The organism is Bacillus sp. JJ1764, assembly GCF_036962145.1.
Lineage (GTDB): Bacteria > Bacillota > Bacilli > Bacillales > Cytobacillaceae > Neobacillus.
Genome location: NZ_JBALNY010000099.1, coordinates 1 through 17,327 on the forward strand (window position 1 = coordinate 1; position 17,327 = coordinate 17,327).

The 17,327-nt window shown below is 39.0% G+C and carries 12 protein-coding genes and 2 riboswitches; of the genes, 6 read left to right on the forward strand and 6 right to left on the reverse strand.

Annotated elements, in window-relative coordinates:
• Positions 1-95: 95 nt before the first annotated feature.
• The 3 genes from V7083_RS14435 to V7083_RS14445 all read right to left on the reverse strand — a co-directional run bounded on the left by V7083_RS14435 (position 96) and on the right by V7083_RS14445 (position 4,198).
• Entirely contained in the window at positions 96-1,004 is a 909-nt protein-coding gene (locus tag V7083_RS14435) for a nuclease-related domain-containing protein (RefSeq protein ID WP_335478942.1), read from the reverse strand.
• Positions 1,005-1,138: 134 nt separating this feature from the next.
• On the reverse strand, positions 1,139-2,770 hold the full coding sequence (gene pruA, locus V7083_RS14440; protein WP_335478944.1) for an L-glutamate gamma-semialdehyde dehydrogenase: 1,632 nt from the start codon (positions 2,768-2,770) through the stop codon (positions 1,139-1,141).
• A gap of 264 nt (positions 2,771-3,034) precedes the next feature.
• On the reverse strand, positions 3,035-4,198 hold the full coding sequence (locus V7083_RS14445) for a histidine kinase N-terminal domain-containing protein (protein WP_335478946.1): 1,164 nt from the start codon (positions 4,196-4,198) through the stop codon (positions 3,035-3,037).
• Between the two features lie 269 nt (positions 4,199-4,467).
• Positions 4,468-4,548, forward strand: a riboswitch (glycine riboswitch).
• Between the two features lie 142 nt (positions 4,549-4,690).
• Between V7083_RS14445 and V7083_RS14450 the strand changes: the two genes are divergently transcribed.
• Positions 4,691-6,055 carry an amino acid permease gene (locus V7083_RS14450; protein ID WP_335478949.1) on the forward strand — a complete coding sequence of 455 codons (1,365 nt, stop codon included), beginning with the start codon at positions 4,691-4,693 and terminating at the stop codon, positions 6,053-6,055.
• 78 nt (positions 6,056-6,133) lie between these two features.
• On the opposite strand, the gene V7083_RS14455 is transcribed toward V7083_RS14450, so the two are convergent.
• The 3 genes from V7083_RS14455 to V7083_RS14465 form a co-directional block, all read right to left on the reverse strand.
• Entirely contained in the window at positions 6,134-7,906 is a 1,773-nt protein-coding gene (locus V7083_RS14455; protein WP_335478951.1) for an ATP-binding protein, read from the reverse strand.
• Positions 7,882-9,051 (reverse strand): beta-ketoacyl synthase N-terminal-like domain-containing protein, encoded by a 1,170-nt coding sequence (locus tag V7083_RS14460; protein WP_335478953.1) that lies wholly within the window; start codon positions 9,049-9,051, stop codon positions 7,882-7,884. The genes V7083_RS14455 and V7083_RS14460 overlap by 25 nt, the downstream gene beginning before the upstream one ends.
• Before the next feature lie 193 nt (positions 9,052-9,244).
• Complete coding sequence (locus V7083_RS14465) at positions 9,245-10,444, reverse strand: phosphoglycerate dehydrogenase (protein ID WP_335478956.1); 1,200 nt, start codon at positions 10,442-10,444, stop codon at positions 9,245-9,247.
• Between the two features lie 48 nt (positions 10,445-10,492).
• Positions 10,493-10,571: riboswitch (ZMP/ZTP riboswitch) on the reverse strand.
• 807 nt (positions 10,572-11,378) lie between these two features.
• Between V7083_RS14465 and V7083_RS14470 the strand changes: the two genes are divergently transcribed.
• The 5 genes from V7083_RS14470 (at position 11,379) to V7083_RS14490 (ending at position 17,201) form a co-directional block, all read left to right on the forward strand.
• A complete protein-coding gene (locus V7083_RS14470) occupies positions 11,379-12,347 on the forward strand; it encodes an SIS domain-containing protein (protein WP_335478958.1) in 969 nt (322 codons plus the stop codon).
• A 17-nt stretch (positions 12,348-12,364) separates the two neighbouring features.
• The gene (locus tag V7083_RS14475) at positions 12,365-13,180 is read left to right on the forward strand and encodes a fructoselysine 6-kinase (protein ID WP_335478960.1); all 816 of its coding nucleotides are present in this window, start codon (positions 12,365-12,367) and stop codon (positions 13,178-13,180) included.
• 84 nt (positions 13,181-13,264) lie between these two features.
• Positions 13,265-13,975 (forward strand): GntR family transcriptional regulator, encoded by a 711-nt coding sequence (locus tag V7083_RS14480; RefSeq protein ID WP_335478962.1) that lies wholly within the window; start codon positions 13,265-13,267, stop codon positions 13,973-13,975.
• A gap of 107 nt (positions 13,976-14,082) precedes the next feature.
• The gene (locus tag V7083_RS14485; protein WP_335478964.1) at positions 14,083-15,666 is read left to right on the forward strand and encodes an amidohydrolase; all 1,584 of its coding nucleotides are present in this window, start codon (positions 14,083-14,085) and stop codon (positions 15,664-15,666) included.
• An 86-nt stretch (positions 15,667-15,752) separates the two neighbouring features.
• Positions 15,753-17,201 (forward strand): YfcC family protein, encoded by a 1,449-nt coding sequence (locus V7083_RS14490; protein ID WP_335478966.1) that lies wholly within the window; start codon positions 15,753-15,755, stop codon positions 17,199-17,201.
• The last annotated feature ends 126 nt before the right edge of the window (positions 17,202-17,327 follow it).

Consider the following 17,327-nt stretch of genomic DNA (forward strand, 5'->3'; position numbering starts at 1 on the left):
GGAAGAGTCCGAAGCCGAGGCACCTTCGGACAGGGCCATCCCAAATAAGCGTGATTATGTCCGAAATAGATATACCGTGTTTCAAACACGAAAAATTATATATAATAGGAATCACTAGTTTTTCCAAACGAGGTGAAGTGTTTCTTTAATACCCTACAAAATGTCTTTTTTGTTAAATCGGTATTGCACCATTCATAAATGGTTGTAGTAGTAATCTTTTGTTCAGGAAATAGCAGCTTAAATTCCCTGACATTGCGTAGAATGGCATCTTCAACAGTTTCATGACCTCCACATTTCCCACAGACAAAAATATGGTTTTGTAAAGAGACCGAAAAGGACCTACAAAATTTACAATATATGTTCTTTTTTAACTGATCATATTGATAGTTTGGTACATGTGAAAATGGATTTTTCGTTTGATGTACTGATATTAATTGTTTGGCCAGTTCTTTGTGCCCATCATTCAAATTAGAGGATGTATTATTAATACTACTTAAAAATCGGTTAACCTGATTGGGAAGAATAATAGGGTGGTCGATTTGCGCGTTGTATAGAGTAAATTCGGGATTAATGAATATAACGGAGGCCTCTACAAGGTAATTGAGCTTAAGGTATTGGAGGAGTTGGCGGAATTGAGAAGCACATTTGTGTAATTGTATAATTGGATTTTTATATTCTCGGCCGGTTTTTACAGAGTAAAACCTGTCCTTTTCCAAGCAAAAGTCGCCTTCAAAATTTTTAATATCCAGCAGGCGAATAACTTCCTGTGAAATGAGGGTTGTATCAATTTGAAAATAGGAATTGTTTATTTTAAGCAGCAAATCATTGAGGATCAATCTTTCTTCTTGAAGACTTTCTGACATCCGATCAAATTTTACCTCACCCTCATAACCCTTTTCCAGGTTGTAATAATGGAACTTCTCTTCTTGCGTCAACTCCATCCGCGTGTTTAAGGATCGCATTTTTAATAACTCTTCTGATTCAGTTCTACTTTTAAGTATCATTGGACACTTCCTTTCGACATGGATAAGTCCATTTTATAAAAAAATGGTGAAAAAAGGTGTGAAAATTCTGTTAAATATCCGGCGAGAGCAATAAAAAAAGAGGCTGAAACCCGAGAGTTTCAACCTCTTTCATATTATTCCTCATCCATAAACGGATAGGCTACCTCTGAAGTTGGGGCAAAGTTTTCTTTAATGACACGAGGGCTGGTCCAACGAATCATGTTGAAAACAGAGCCTGCTTTATCGTTTGTGCCAGATCCACGAGAACCGCCAAATGGCTGTTGGTTAATCATGGCGCCAGTTGGTTTATCGTTGATATAGAAGTTTCCGGCAGCTCCGGATAAGCGACGCTCTAAGTGCATAATCGCATGACGATCCTGAGCGAAAATGGCACCCGTTAGAGCATACATGGAAGCTGTATCTAATGAATCCAATGTTTCTTCTAATTGGTCATTTTCGTATACATAAATAGTTAATACTGGTCCAAAGATTTCTTCAACCATTGTTTTGAAGTTTGGATTAGTCGTTACAATGATGGTCGGTTGAACGAAGTAACCAACGGAATCATCGTACGTGCCACCAGCAATGATTTCTGCTTCTTCAGAAGCTGCAGCATAGTCGATGTAGCTTGTAATCGAGTCAAAAGCAGGTTTATCAATAACCGCACCCATGAAGTTTGTAAAGTTACGAACATCTCCGACTTTAAGCTTCGCTGTTTCTTCCAATAGGCCTGCTTTCACTTCTTCCCACATGCTTGCTGGGATGTAAGCGCGAGAAGCAGCTGAACATTTTTGACCTTGGTATTCAAATGCACCACGAACGAGGTTGGCTACTACTTTGTCCGCTTTTGCTGTTTCGTGGGCAAATACAAAGTCTTTACCACCTGTTTCCCCAACTAAACGAGGATAAGATTTATAGTTTGCAATATTTTCGCCAACCGTTTTCCAAATGGTTTGGAATGTAGCTGTTGAACCGGTAAAATGGAATCCAGCCATACGTGGGTCTGTTAATACGACTTCTGATACTTGCGAACCACGAGATGGTACGAAGTTGATGACTCCTTTTGGTAATCCAGCTTCTTCTAAAATACGCATAAAGTAGTAGTTTGCTAGGATTGAAGTGGTTGCTGGTTTCCAAACGACAACATTCCCCATCATAGCAGGTGCTGATGGTAAGTTCCCGCCAATAGCTGTAAAGTTAAATGGAGAGATGGCCAATACAAAACCATCTAATGCACGGTAATCTAAACGATTCCAAACATTCTTCATACTGTCCGGTTGAATTTGATATATTTGATTAGCATAATCTACGCCAAAGCGTAAGAAATCTACTAATTCTTGTGCAGAGTCGATTTCTGCTTGAATAGCTGTTTTGGATTGTCCTAACATCGTAGCAGCATTCATGATGTCACGATATGGACCTGAGATTAAATCAGCCGCTTTTAAGAAAATAGCAGCGCGGTGTTCCCATGGTGTATTTTCCCATGATTCTTTTGCAGCCATTGCCGCTTCTACTGCATCCCGTAATTCCTTTTCCCCAGCTTGCGAATAGTTTGCTAGAACATGTTGATGATCATGCGGCATCACTACTTGCTTCACTGTATCTGTCTTTATATTTTCCCCATTAATAATAACTGGAATATCGACAACGATTTCAGATTGGCGTTTTAATTCCGCTTTTAACGTTTCCCGTTCCTTTGTGCCAGGAGCATATGAATTGCCAGGCTCATTTGTAGGTGTTGGGATCTTGAAAATTCCGTTACTCATTTCATCCTCATTCCTTCCTCTTTCAATACTATGTTGTTCATATTAGGCAAAACTGGTTTTTCGAAAATTATTATAACATAATCTTTATTTGATTGCGCTTTCTTTTAATCATTAAAAAAACAGCTTTGAATTTTAAGATTATTGAAGAATGGGTAAAAAATGAATAATATGCAGGGGATAATATTGACGAAAAGGGGAGTTCTGGATGTAAGAACTCATCCCTGTAGAGGTACGCATTTAGCGGGTCCCCAACTAAAGGATAGGCTATTTAGTTGGGGAAGCCATTTCTTCGCAAACTGATTTATTTATGGGTAACGTGATTTCAAAGGTAGTTAGATCATTGTTAGATAGACAATGAATTTTTCCGTTATGTTTTTCTATGATGTTCTTACATACGAATAGGCCAATTCCCGTACCTAATTTCTTTGTGGTGTAAAATGGTTCGAAAATATAGGCTACTTCATCGGCATTTATGGTAGGTCCGTTATTAGAGATGACAATCTTGATGTGTTCACTGTCCACCTCTGTATTTATGCCAATTTTCCTTTGTTTTTCATCTTCCCTTACAGCATCGACAGCATTCATTAATAGGTTTAGAAACACTTGCTTTAATTCATTTTGATCGCCGATTATCTTTATTTTGGGGTCTATCTTGGTAGTTACTTTGATTTTACCATCGATAATGCTTGGATATAGAAAATCAAGCACTTCTTCTAAAATAAATTTTATGGTGATTTCACCCATCTTACTTTCGTTAACTGTGTTCATTCTTGAGGTATGCAGGAACTGGGTAATTCTAAACTTAAGTTCTTCAAGTTCCTTGCTTACAATGTCTAAGTATGGTAATTTGGGATAATCATCTTTTAGTAGCTTTATAAATCCCATTACAGAGGTTAACGGGTTTCGAAATTCATGTACAAAGCAAGAGGACATTTGTCCAAGAATAGCCAGTCGATCCTTATGTGTTTGGGAAATATAAAGGTTTTGTTCCTGCAGTTTTTTATCTTTCAATTCTGTGTATCTGGAAACAGCATGATAACAGAATAAATCAAACCGTCGATTGATTTGATCAATGATGAGCTGTAATTTTTCAATCTCGATTCCAGAAAGGTTTGCGCATTTTACAATAAGACTTCGTCCAAGATTAACATTATAAACAAATTCCCCAATGTTGATCTCCGCATCGACCCGTTGCTTGGCAATTTTGTAAGCTAATGTTTGAATTTGGTCATCTGATAATTGTTTTACGAATGATTTTGATATAAATTCGTACATGATAGAACCGTTGCGTCTAATCAAGTCAATATCATCTTTGTCATTATGTACGATGATCTGTTCTTCCCATAAATCAATGAATTCTTTGTGATGCATTTTAAGAAACTGGCTCAGTTGTTGATAAACATGATCCATTTGGTCCGTTGATTCCATAAAAAGCCTACCTTTAATTTAGAATAAAAATTCCGTAAAGTTTAGCTCCAATATACTGGATTTTTGAGTGCCTGTCACCCTAAGTAGGTAAGTTGTTAATAAAATTTAAAAAACTAAGCAGTCTCTTTATCTAAAAATGATGTTGGGAAAAATATTTTGTTGACAAAGTATTTAAATACTACTAAAATTAAAAATTATTTAACAATAATTTGCTCTATTAAAAAATTCAATATTAGCAAGCTATGATTGCTATGGATCACACTATAGCAGGAGCGGCTTCTGGAGAGACCGCGGGGTATCCGCGGCGCCGAAGGGTTCACAATCTCAGGCAAAAGGACAGAAGAGTACTGAATATGTATTTGTTATGCTACCAATGGGCAGTATAGCATCTATTATTTATTATTCTTATGACCATGAGATTGGAGGACATCCAATCTCTTTTTTTTATAGGGTTATATTTATTGCTCATTCATTCACAAGGAGGAGTTCACATTGGCACAGCAAGAGTTAAAAAGGAATTTAGCGAATCGTCATGTTCAATTAATCGCGATTGGAGGAACCATTGGTACCGGGTTATTCCTAGGGTCCGGGAAAGCCATTCAATTGGCGGGACCGTCCATTATGTTTGCTTATTTAATTGTGGGGATTGCCTGTTTTTTTGTCATGAGGGCACTGGGAGAACTCTTGTTGTCTAAGGCAGGCTATCAATCGTTTACAGACATTGCTGAAGACTATCTCGGACCGCGGGCTGCTTTCGTAACAGGTTGGACGTATTGGTTTTGTTGGATTATGACGGCTATGGCAGATGTTATTGCGGTTGGTGTATATGTACGATATTGGTTTCAGATTCCACAATGGGTTCCTGCCATCGTTTGTTTATTGATTCTATTTGGACTTAATCTATTAACCGTTAAGCTTTTTGGAGAATTAGAGTTTTGGTTTGCTTTAATAAAGGTCATTACGATCCTCGCATTAATTGGCATTGGAGTCATCTTGCTGGTAATGGGCTTCAAAACGGATGCAGGTGCCGTTTCTATTAAAAACTTATGGGAGCATGGCGGGCTTTTTCCAAACGGGGTTTCAGGGTTCTTACTATCCTTCCAAATGGTTGTCTTTGCCTTTGTAGGTGTGGAATTAGTGGGGGTATCGGCTGCGGAAACGTCTAATCCTGAAAAAAATATCCCTTCCGCCATTAATAAAATACCTTTACGAATTCTGTTCTTCTATGTGGGTGCCCTGATAGTGCTTTTATGTATTAACCCATGGACGCAACTGAATGCGTCAGAAAGTCCTTTTGTTAAAACATTTAGCCTAGTGGGAATTCCGGTTGCCGCAGGTATTATTAACTTTGTGGTGTTAACTTCAGCAGCATCTGCTTGTAACAGTGGAATGTTTTCAACAAGTCGAATTCTTTTTAATTTAAGTAAAAATGAACAAGGGCCGGCTTATTTTTCAAAGTTGAATAAAAATCATGTGCCAGGCAACGCGCTATTGGTATCTACTCTAGTCCTTTCAGGGGGAGCGCTTTTAAGCAAACTGATTCCGGAACAGGCCTTTGGCATTGTAACCACGATTAGTGCCATTTGTTTTATTTGGGTTTGGGGTGTCATCCTCATATGTCACGTAAAGTATAAAAAGACTCGTCCGGATTTGCAGGCAAAATCCAAGTTTAAAGCACCGTTTACACCATTTGTGAATTACGCCGTTCTTGCGTTGTTTGCGTTTATTCTTATTATTATGCTGTTTGCAGATGCAACACGCCCGGCTTTATTGCTGACACCGATTTGGTTTGTTTTATTATTTACTTTATATTCAAGTAGAAAAAGAGGAGAGAAACGGATAAGAGTATCCGCTTAGGAGTCATCCTTAATAGATGCTAGCCCCCTAGTATGTTCATTCGTTAACATACAGGGGGCTAGAACATTACCCTCACTATTACTCTGGTAAAACTAGGTCAACGATGGTTCCTAGCCCCTTTTTACTTCTAATAAAAATATCTCCATTATTTTCTCTGATAATTTTAAAGCAAACGGTGAGTCCCAAACCGGTCCCTCGCTCTTTGGTTGTATAAAAAGGTTCCCCTAATTTTTTGAGTATCGGTTTTGGTATGCCTTCACCATTATCAATGATTCGAATTCTAAATTTTTTCTGGCCAATTCGTTCAGATTTAACTCTAATTTTTCCACCTTTTGATACGGCTTCCAAGGAATTTTTTACAATGTTAATCAGTACTTGCTTCAGTTGCTTTTCTTCTATTGAGCGGGTTTCTATGTTAGCTTTTGTTTGAATCTCGATAGACACCTGGAGAAGAAGTGCTGTTGTATCGATTAGAATTTTCACATCATGAATCACTTTATTGATCAATACGACTTTTTCATTTTTAAAAGTGGCCTGTGGTTTTGCAATAAAAAGCAGTTCTCCTACTACCTCATTAATGCGGTCAATTTCATCCGAAATAATGGTTAAGTAATATTTCTCGTTCGTGTTCAATATGCTCTGATCTAATAATTTAATGAAGCCTTTTATTGAAGTAAGTGGATTCCTAATTTCGTGAGCAATTCCTGCAGCCATTTCACCCAGTACTCTCAAGTTTTCTGATTTCACCAGCATTTCTTCGTCTTTTTTTCTCATCGTAATATCGGTGCCAAGGCACAAAGTGTGGTCATGGTTTCCTTTAAACGAGATCGAGAGCGAATTCCATTCAGTAATCAATTGTTCCCCATTACTATAGAAGACCACTTCATTGGAGTCATGCTTTTTCTCCATTGATAGATATCGTTCGATAATCTCAGAGCCTTTTAAACCTATCAACTCGTAAGGTTTCTTATGACAGAGTTGTGCAAATTTCTCATTTACAAGGACAAACTCATCCTTATTATTTTTGACATAAAGATAGTTCGGATAAATATTAAGGATAATTTCTAGGAAGTTTCTTTCCTCTTCTAATTCCTGGTTAACTGTTTTAATGATTGCATTTTGCAAGATAAAATAGGTGACAACTAGAATGAATGCAGCAAAAAATGAATTTAACACTGAAAAAAATAAAGGGAACACCAAATATCCACTTAAAATTCCATTAATATAGATAAATAATGAAGCGAAAACAAGTGAACGATAAAATCTCGACAATTTTTTGTCTGAGAGCTGATGACAAATAAACAGAATTAAAAAGGATTGGACAAAGACCAATAAAATATTAATAAGAAACGTAAGATTTAATTCCCCGTAGGTGGGGATAAAGTGAACAGGAAAAGATGGATAAGGCTGGATCTGGTAAAGTTTGACAACCCCAAAACGAGTTAGATTGAAACCATATACGAGAAAGCTAAAAAGCAAAAAAAAGGTAAAATAACTCTTAGAAAATAACCATTTATAGTAGCTCTTCACATTCTTATCAGCCATTTCTGTTTTGAAGATGTAGAAGGCAACAAAGTATAACAAAGGCATAATCATAATTGGACCAAAGCGGAATATTCTAAACAGCATTTCAATTGCTTTCTCCGATAGAAAATCCCCTGCATACAAAATGGCAACATCCATTTGCCATACAGATAATAGAAATAAAAAATAAGAAAAATACCTTGATATGGCCATTTTATGCGCAAAAAGGATAATAAGCCCGCAGAAAAAGGGTATGAGCGAAATAGAAACCAGTAAAATAAAATCCAATGGAAACAGTCCTTCTACAATTTTGAAAGTAAGATACATGAATTATTGCCGCCATAGCCATGAGAGGTGATGGCAACTTTATTCACTTCTTCATATTTTGTTTCTGTCACGATGGGGAGATCCGGATAATTATTCAAATTACATTTTATCGTTGGAGGAATAAACTGATGTTCAATACTGATTAAGCTGGAAATAGCTTGTATAGCTCCCGTTGCACCGAGGTAATGCCCGGTCATTCCTTTAATAGAAGTGATGGGAACGGAATGTCCGAACAATGTTCTATGTACAATGGTTTCTACGGTGTCATTCTCTTTTATTCCAAGAGCCTGGCTGTTAATATAGTCCGGAACTTGTCCATTTAGACATTGTCGCAATGCCTCAATCATCCTGGCACCTGAGGAATCAGAATGGTAAATCGAGATTCCATCCTGGTTCATATAGGCTCCCTCAAGCCAGCCTTTAGCAATGACATTTCGGCTTTGAGCTGAATGTTCACTTTCGAGCACAAGAACCCCCGCACCTTCCGATAAAACAAAGCCGCTATCATCAGAAAAAGGGCCGCCGGCCACTGCTGGATCCGTTTCCCTTGATGTGAGCCGAAGTTTAGAAAATCCCTGAACCACGACATCTGTTAATGTACTTTCTACTCCTCCGACTATACAAATATCAAATTGGCCAGCCTCAATCAAAGTTTTTCCTAAATTGATCGCGTCTGTGCTTGCGGTGCAGCTGTTGCATAAAGTTAAAGACATGCCATGCAAATCAAAAAACGAACTCACAGCGGTTGATAAAGCGTTTGCATTCATATTCCCGATAGATAATGGAGAAATTTGATTGTTTTTTTGAAGTTTCACGCTCCACTTTTCAACCTCAGTAATATTCCCACCCGAAGTTCCTATAATAACGCCAACTCTTTTGTCTTGCAATCTATTTATTAGGTGAGCCATCTCGATTGCATCATGAGCAGCTCCAATCACCATTTGTGCTGTTCTGGGGTATCTTTTCAATACTTTGGGACAAAGCGCTGTTAAGTCTGCATCAATTTTCCCGCAAACTAGCTGAAGTCCATGATTAAACTCAATCATTTCTAAAATAATCTTACCATGTTCCAGTACATCTTTAAAATCTGAAACGGATTGAATTTTCGGTGCCTTTATACCATAACCTGTGATCAATACTTTCACTCTAAAATTCTCCTCTAACATGTAATCTATTAAAATTATAAATATTTTCCATTAATAAAAGAATAGTTTTTACTGGAGTAGATCCTATCTTTATTGCCTTATTAAAATCTTGCTACTATTAAAAAGTATCATTATACAAATAAAAGTGGGAGCCGACTGGACTTGGCTTCCACTTTTATATATTGCTTCATTTTTATATGATACGAGTGATAACGATACCTGAGATTTGTTTAATTTTACTCTCTAAAGCAGGAATAACATCTCCATTTACTTTATCATCAATGTCAATCATTGTATAGGCATATTCTCCACGGCTTTTGTTAACCATATCTGCAATGTTTAGATCGTAACTGGAGATCGCCGATGTAATTTGTCCAACCATGTTTGGAACATTTTTATGAAAGGCCACCACTCGTGGCTTTCCAGTATAAGGAAGACTAACATTTGGGAAATTCACAGAGTTTCTAATATTACCTGTCTCTAAAAATTCCTTCACCTGACGGGCCGCCATGATTGCGCAGTTTTCCTCTGACTCCTGAGTAGAGGCACCAAGGTGTGGAATCGGAAAGGCATTTTTCATTTTTAGCACATTTTCATTCGGAAAATCGGTGATATACTTTCCAACCTTCCCGTTCTCAAGGGCAGTGGCCATGTCTGATTCATTAACAAGCTCACCACGCGAGAAGTTTAAAATATAGACATCTGGCTTCATGATGCTGAAAGTTGCTTCGTTAAACATTCCTTTCGTATCTCCGGTTAACGGCACGTGGACAGTAATATAATCAGATTCTGCAAATAGCTGTTCAATGGTCATGGCCCGCTGAACATTACGGGATAAATTCCAAGCCGTATCGACAGAAATAAAGGGATCAAATCCGATGACGTCCATATCGAGATCAAGCGCATGGTTTGCGACAAGAGCACCAATGGCCCCTAAACCAATAACCCCTAATGTTTTCCCTTTAATTTCTTTTCCAACGAACTGTTTTTTACCAGCTTCCACGAGCTTGGGAATTTGGTCACCTTCACCTTGAAGTGAAGTGGTCCAGGCAACACCGTCAAAAAGGTTGCGGGAAGAGGCGATTAGTGTAGTTAAAACTAGTTCTTTAACAGCGTTGGCATTGGCACCCGGAGTATTAAACACCACGATACCTTGCTCTGTGCATCGATCTACGGGAATATTATTGACACCCGCACCTGCTCTTGCGATTGCTTTTAAATTGGCTCCGAATTCAGTACTGTGCATATTGAAGCTGCGAACTAGGATGGCATCCGGATTTTCATGGTCGTTGTCAATTTTAAAGCCGTCCTTATTGAAGATTTTTAGGCCTCGTTCTGCAATGCTGTTAAGGGTTTTGATGGTTTTTACTTTTTCCAGCGTAATTGTACTCATTCTTTTTCCTCCTTTAATAAACAGAAAGAGGTAAGGGAATCACTCCCTTACCTCTGCCCAGGCGAACGGCTTCGACACCATGTGCTCCCTCGCGGTGATCCGCGTTTCGCCAGTCACACATGGCCCTTTTAATTGGTTTCATTTTACCATACTTTTTTTTGGTTTGCCACTTAAATACTTTATATATATTGAAAAATTTGAATATTTTTGGTTGGTGAATTTATTGGGGGGGCGAAGGTTGAAATGGGGGTCTGTTGATGCGACTTCGTCCGTTTTTTTGAATAGTTATGTCAAAGGAAGGGAGGGGTTGGGCTAGAGGCACGCCTTATAGGCCCGACGATGTCTGAAGAAGGGAGGTGTTCGGACACGAACACGCCTTATAGGCCCGACGGTGTCTGAAGAGGGGAGGTGTTCGGACAAGAATTCGTCTTATAGGCTCGGCGGTGTCCGAAGAAGGTAAATGTTCGGACAAGAACAGGTCTTATAGGCCCGACGGTGTCCGAAGAAGGTAAATGTTCGGACACGAACAGGTCTTATAGGCTCGGCGGTGTCCGAAGAAGTGAGATGTTCGGACAAGAACACGCCTGATAGGCTCAGCGGTGTCCGAAGAAGAGAAGTGTTGGGACAGAGGCACGTCTTATAGGCCCGGCGGTGCCCGAAGAAGGAATTCTCTATCACCTCTACTCATTGACTTTGCTAGAGTTCACGCGTTTGGAAGGATTTAGAAATGGCAATCCAGACATCTTGGTAAATTAAATGAAGGCAGGAGAAAGTAGAGTAGCAGTCCGAAAGCCAGCTTCAATTCAGACAGGATTTATTTTTCAATCTAGTAAAAAAAATAAAAGATTCCTATTGAATCTAAAAATGAAAACGGTTATATTAAATACATAACAGTAATACGTCTTTAATACGTCTTAGTAGAGGAGTGGCAGAAATGAATGTTGCAAAAGTGGTAAATGAGATGATTTCAGCAACGAAAGAAGGGATTACGGAAGTTTACTTGGTGGCGTGTGGCGGCTCGTTAGTCGATATGTATCCCACAAAATACTTTCTTGAGTCCGAAGCCAGAAAAGTGGTCACAGGTCTTTTTACAGCAAATGAGTTTGTTCATGCAACACCAAAACGGTTAAATCAAGATTCTCTTGTGATGGTTTGCTCACATGGAGGGAACACACCGGAATCCGTGGCAGCAGCGAAGGTAGCCAAGGAGCATGGAGCCCACACCATCGGTTTGACACATAATAAAGAAGCCTCATTGCTGGAATATTCCGATCATGCGTTTATATATGAATGGGGAGCAGAAAGTGATGTCAAAAATAACCCAATGGCCATTATTCTGCAATTGGCGGTTGAGGTTCTCACATTGACTGAAGGATATTCGCACTATGAAGCCTTCCAAAATGGAATTGAAAAAATTAATGGAATCATTAAAAAGGGAGAGCAGTTGGTAGCTGCTAGAACAAAGGAGTTTGCCAACCAATATCAAAATGAGGAATTATTTTATATCCTTTCAAGTGGGGCATCTTATGGCCATGCCTACGGTTTTGCGATTTGCTCTTTAATGGAAATGCAATGGCTTCATGCGGCATCGATCCATTCCGGGGAATACTTCCATGGGCCTTTTGAGGTAACAGACAAAGAAACTCCATTTATATTGTTGGTCAATGAGGGCAGAACACGTGCCTTGGATTTACGTGCCAAAACATTCCTTGATCAATATGCAGAAAAAGTTGAAGTTGTTGATGCAAAAGAATTGGGAATTAATACGATCGCGGATGAGGTTGTTGAATATTTTAATCCCATTCTCTTCTATAGTATTATGTGCGTATATCGCCAGGCACTAGCTGATGTACGGAATCATCCATTGGAAACACGTCGGTATATGGGAAAAGTTGCATACTAAAACGAGGTGACAGTCAAATGGTAAAGGTTATTGGAATTGGAGATAATGTTGTAGATAAATATGTTCATATTAAAACCATGTATCCTGGAGGCAATGCCCTTAACTTTAGTGTATTTGCGAAAAAATTAGGGGCTGATTCCGCATTTATCGGGACATTTGGTGATGACCGGGAAGCGGAACATGTAGAAAATGTGCTAAAAGAATTGCACATTGACATATCCAGATGCAGACATTTCAGTGGAGAAAATGGATGCGCCCGTGTCACTCTTGAGGATGGAGATCGTGTTTTTCTTGGCAGCAATGATGGCGGTGTAACTCGTGAACATTTGTTGGAACTAACGAATGAAGATATGGAGTATTTACAAGATTGTTTGTTGGTCCATACAGGTTTGTACAGTCATACCGGACATTTATTGGAACAACTGAATAGCCTTCAGGTGCCTTTATCCTTTGACTTTTCCGATGATTTTCAACAGGAGCAAATCGATCAATATATTCATTTTGTGGACTTTGCCTTTTTTTCCTGCAGTCATTTATCTGAACAGGAGACAAAGGAATTTTTAAAAAGCAACTTTTCTAAGAATGGCCAAATTCTCATAGCGACCCGCGGAAGTGATCGCACCGTTGCCTATGATGGAAAAGAGTACTATTATCAGTCTCCGGAGTATGTTAAACCAGTAGATACAATGGGAGCTGGAGATTCTTTCATTACGGCATTTTTGCTTCACTATATTCAACATCCTGACATTGCACAGGCAATGAAGGAAGCGGCGGTGTTTGCAGCCAATAGCTGCCTTGTTGAAGGTTCTTTTGGGTTTGGGGTGTCCTATTAATAATTGGTTTGAACGGCTTGTGATATCGTAAAACGTTTGATACTCTTTCTACATAAAGGGAAAAAAATGTGGGGGGAGAAAAAGTTGTACGTCAATCAGCAAGAACCATTATATATGCAAATTAAAAAAGCCATTCAGTCTGCGATCTTAAATGAAACATTTAAGCAAGGGGGGAAAATCCCAAACGAAACGGAATTAATGGATCAATACAAGGTGAGCCGAGTTACCGTCCGCAAAGCAGTGGAAGAGCTTGTGAAGGAAGGATACTTAGTGAAGCGACATGGGATTGGGACCTTTGTCAGTCATTCGAAAATTGATCGTAAGATCAAACATGTAATGGGATTTACTGCAACCTGCACGGCAAACGGTTTATCGTCTCATAGTGTTGTGACTAAGAAGGAAATGATGGAACCGGATTCAGCACTTAAAAAGGTGCTAAATCTTGAACCAGATGAAAAAGTCATCTATATCCAAAGGATTAGATATGCAGGTGATCACCCGTTGATGCTGGAGAATAACTATTATCCATATAATCGATTTCATTTTTTAATGGATGAGTCACTGGAAGGTTCATTGTATGATTTATTACGGGAGAAGTATGGCATAGATCCTGTAAAGTCTGGGAATACGACACTGGAAATTGAAGTGGCTGATGAAGAAAAGGCCCAGTTGCTTGAAACTTCCATTGGAAAAGCGTTGTTCTTCATGAATACCATTATTCACGATCAACATGGCATGCCTGTTCATGTAGGGAAACAGTTTATTATTGGGGATCGCTATCAATTTACGTTGTAAAAGAGATTCTTTACCCACCGTTATGACGTATTGTGGACGTTATAACGGTGGTTACTATGAAAAAATGAAAACGCTATTAAAAATTGTGTGAGAATGAAGGTGCATGGATGCCTACTAGCCATTTAAATGCCGATACTGTGCTAGTTTCTAATGTTATTTTTTCAGGGAAAGAAGATAACCCGTTTGCCGGGTTTATTGCTGTTAAGGATAAAAAAATTGTTGCAGTTGGTCATCAAAACGAGCAATGGCACTGGATTGGTCCGAAAACGAAGGTGTACCAGTTTGACGATCAGCTCATAATGCCGGGAATTCACGATAATCATGTATTCTTTACCGGATATATGTCCATGAATCGTGGTCTGGATATGTCGAAGGTCACATCTGTAAATGAAGCTGTTACTCTATTAAAAGAGTATTCTAAGGGAATGGGTCCTACTGAGAATCTTTATGGATTTAGCTGGGATAAGGAAAGCTTTGGGTGTATTCCTGAACAAAGTCTATTGGATGAAGTTTTTCCGGACAGACCGGTGATTGCTATTAATCGTACAAAAAATTGGTGTTGGATGAATCAAAGGGCCATTGATCAGTATGGATTTACTCCTGATCAATGCAGTGCTGAGGATCGTGGAGCATTATTAAAAGATATGCTGAAAGAAAAAGAGAAAGTAAGGGAAGAGTTCCTTCAGTTTTGTCAGCTGTTAGCTTCTAGGGGAGTTACCTCGATAAAGGATATCGGTTTTGACGAGTACGATTTGCTGCCTGTTTTAAAAGAATTATCTAATGAGGAACAACTGCCAATCAGGGTTCATTTTGTTCTGGAACCTGTGTTGCAGCCACTTAATATTGAAGTAGGAAAAGCCTATCAGCAGCAATATCAACATGATCATCTGCGTTTTCAAGGATACAAAATAATGGTAGATGGGGTTGTAGCGGATCATACCGGTGATATGTTAGAGCCATATGCAGATATGGCGGATGTTAGAAATTTACGAGAAGTTGATTATGAGAGAATTGAAGATTGGGTAGTAGAGGCTGACCGTCATGGCTTGAAATGCTGTTTAACGGTAGAGGGGGATGCTGCGATCCGTCAGGCTGTTACCATTTTAGAAAAATGCAGGAAGATCAATGGATACCGTGATGCGCGCCATTCGATTAGTGACTTAGAGTTTCCGCATCCCGAAGATTTAAAACGCATGGGAGAGAATCAGATTTTTGCAGAAATTTATGCACAGATCTTATTGCTGAATCCTTCTTATAAAGAATCGTATATGGCCGATGTGGTAGGAGTGGAGAAAGAATCCCGTTTTTATGATTATAGGGCGATGTTAGACGCAGGGATTACGATTACTGCGGGGACAGATTTACCTCTGTTTATCACGAGTGTTCCAGATTCGATCTATGCTGCATCTAAGCGACTTTTTCCAGATGGCTCACCTGAGGGTGGATGGCACCCTGAACGAGGAATGCCGATTGCTGAAATGTTGAAGGCATGGACGATTAATGGGGCAAGGCATCATTTTATGGAGGACAAAACAGGTTCCATCGAAGAGGGCAAATATGCAGATATTGCCGTTTTTGACCGGAATTTATTTGAAACTCCTGCCTCTGAAGTAAGAAATGCCAGAGCGATTTTGACAATGGTCGATGGGGATATTGTTTATGATTTAACCAAGGAAAAGATTCACGTATAGCTATTTCCAATGAAAAACAGGATGTTTTATGTCTCTTGATAATACGTTTTAGGGACGTCATTTAATTGGGAAATGAGGGACTAGTAATGGAAGCTAAAATGGTAGCAAAGCTGGCAAAAGAACGGAAAAAGTGGACCCTGCCTCATAGTTATTCACTTATTTTTTTGATTATTATCATCGTAGCCCTACTAACATGGATTTTGCCAAGCGGACATTTTGACCGGAAAGATGTGACCGTAGATGGCTCAACAAGAAGTGTCATCGTACCGGGAACATTTCATACGATTCCAAAGGTAAGTGATGCAGGTGATTTGCGTCAAGGGATCACAGGAATACTAAGTGCCCCAATGGAGGGTGTTATCAATGCTGCAGACGTAGTAGCCTTTGTATTAATTGTTGGTGGAGCCTTTGGAATTATTTTAAAGACGGGTGCTATTGACAGAGGCCTGATTGCCTTATCAAACAAGCTACAAAATAAAGGAATTTTTGTCATTCCGATTGCTATGATCCTTTTCAGTTTGGGCGGTTCAACTTTTGGAATGAGCGAGGAAACTATTCCGCTCTATGCCATTTTTATATCCCTTATGTTTGTCCTAAAATTTGATTCGATTACAGCCATCTTAATCCTATTTTTAGGTACTCAAATTGGATATGTGGGTTCAACGCTTAATCCATTTTCTGTTCTGATTGCACAAGGAGTTTCCGGCATTAAGGGTAATCCGCAATTATGGCTGCGGTTTATTGAATGGATTGTGTTTACGGGCGTTTCAATTGGCTTTACGATGTGGTACGCAGCCCGCGTTAGAAAAAATCCAGAGAAGTCAGTTGTGTATAAGAACGATTTAGAAAATCGATCTCAATTTATAAAAGAAGAAGTGGAGCAAGTCGTTTGTTTTTCTGTTCGTGATAAAATTATTTTATCTGGATTTGGCGTCGCTCTTGCACTCATTATATGGGGTATTCTTTCACACGGCTGGTACATGACCGAAATAGGTGCGGTATTTGTGGGGTTAGGTTTATTTGCAGGTATTGTGGCAAAAATGAACCAAAAGGAATTGGCTGAAAACTTTGTTCAAGGCTGTAGCGAATTTGTTTATGCGGCTGTCATTATTGGACTTGCCCGCGGTATTTTGGTTATTGCTGAAAATGGAATGATTATTGATACTATATTAAATTCATTGGCTTCCATGATGGGGGGGCTGCCAAAGTTTGCTTTTACTACCATCATGCTATTGGTTCACAATATTATTACGTTTTTCGTCCCATCCTCATCTGGTGAGGCTTCGTTAACAATGCCTGTTATGGCTCCATTGGCGAATCTAATGGGGATTCATGGAGAAGCGGCTGTTACCGCCTATCAATTCGGTAATGGCTTAACGAATATTATTTCTCCAACAAACGGGGTATTATTAGCTGGCTTAGCGATTGCCAGAATCAGTTTTGGTCAATGGCTCAAATTAATGCTAAAAATATTCCCAATTTTGTGGATTATTGCAGCTGTGTTTGCTGCCATCTCTGCTTACGTTGGGATGTAATAAAAGACATCTCATAGAAATTAGATGTCTTTGGCAAAATGAAACCAACTCGTTCACATGGAGTTGGTTTTTTTATGGCTATGTTAAAGTATACTGTTGATTTTAAAACCTGTTGATTGGAGCGGA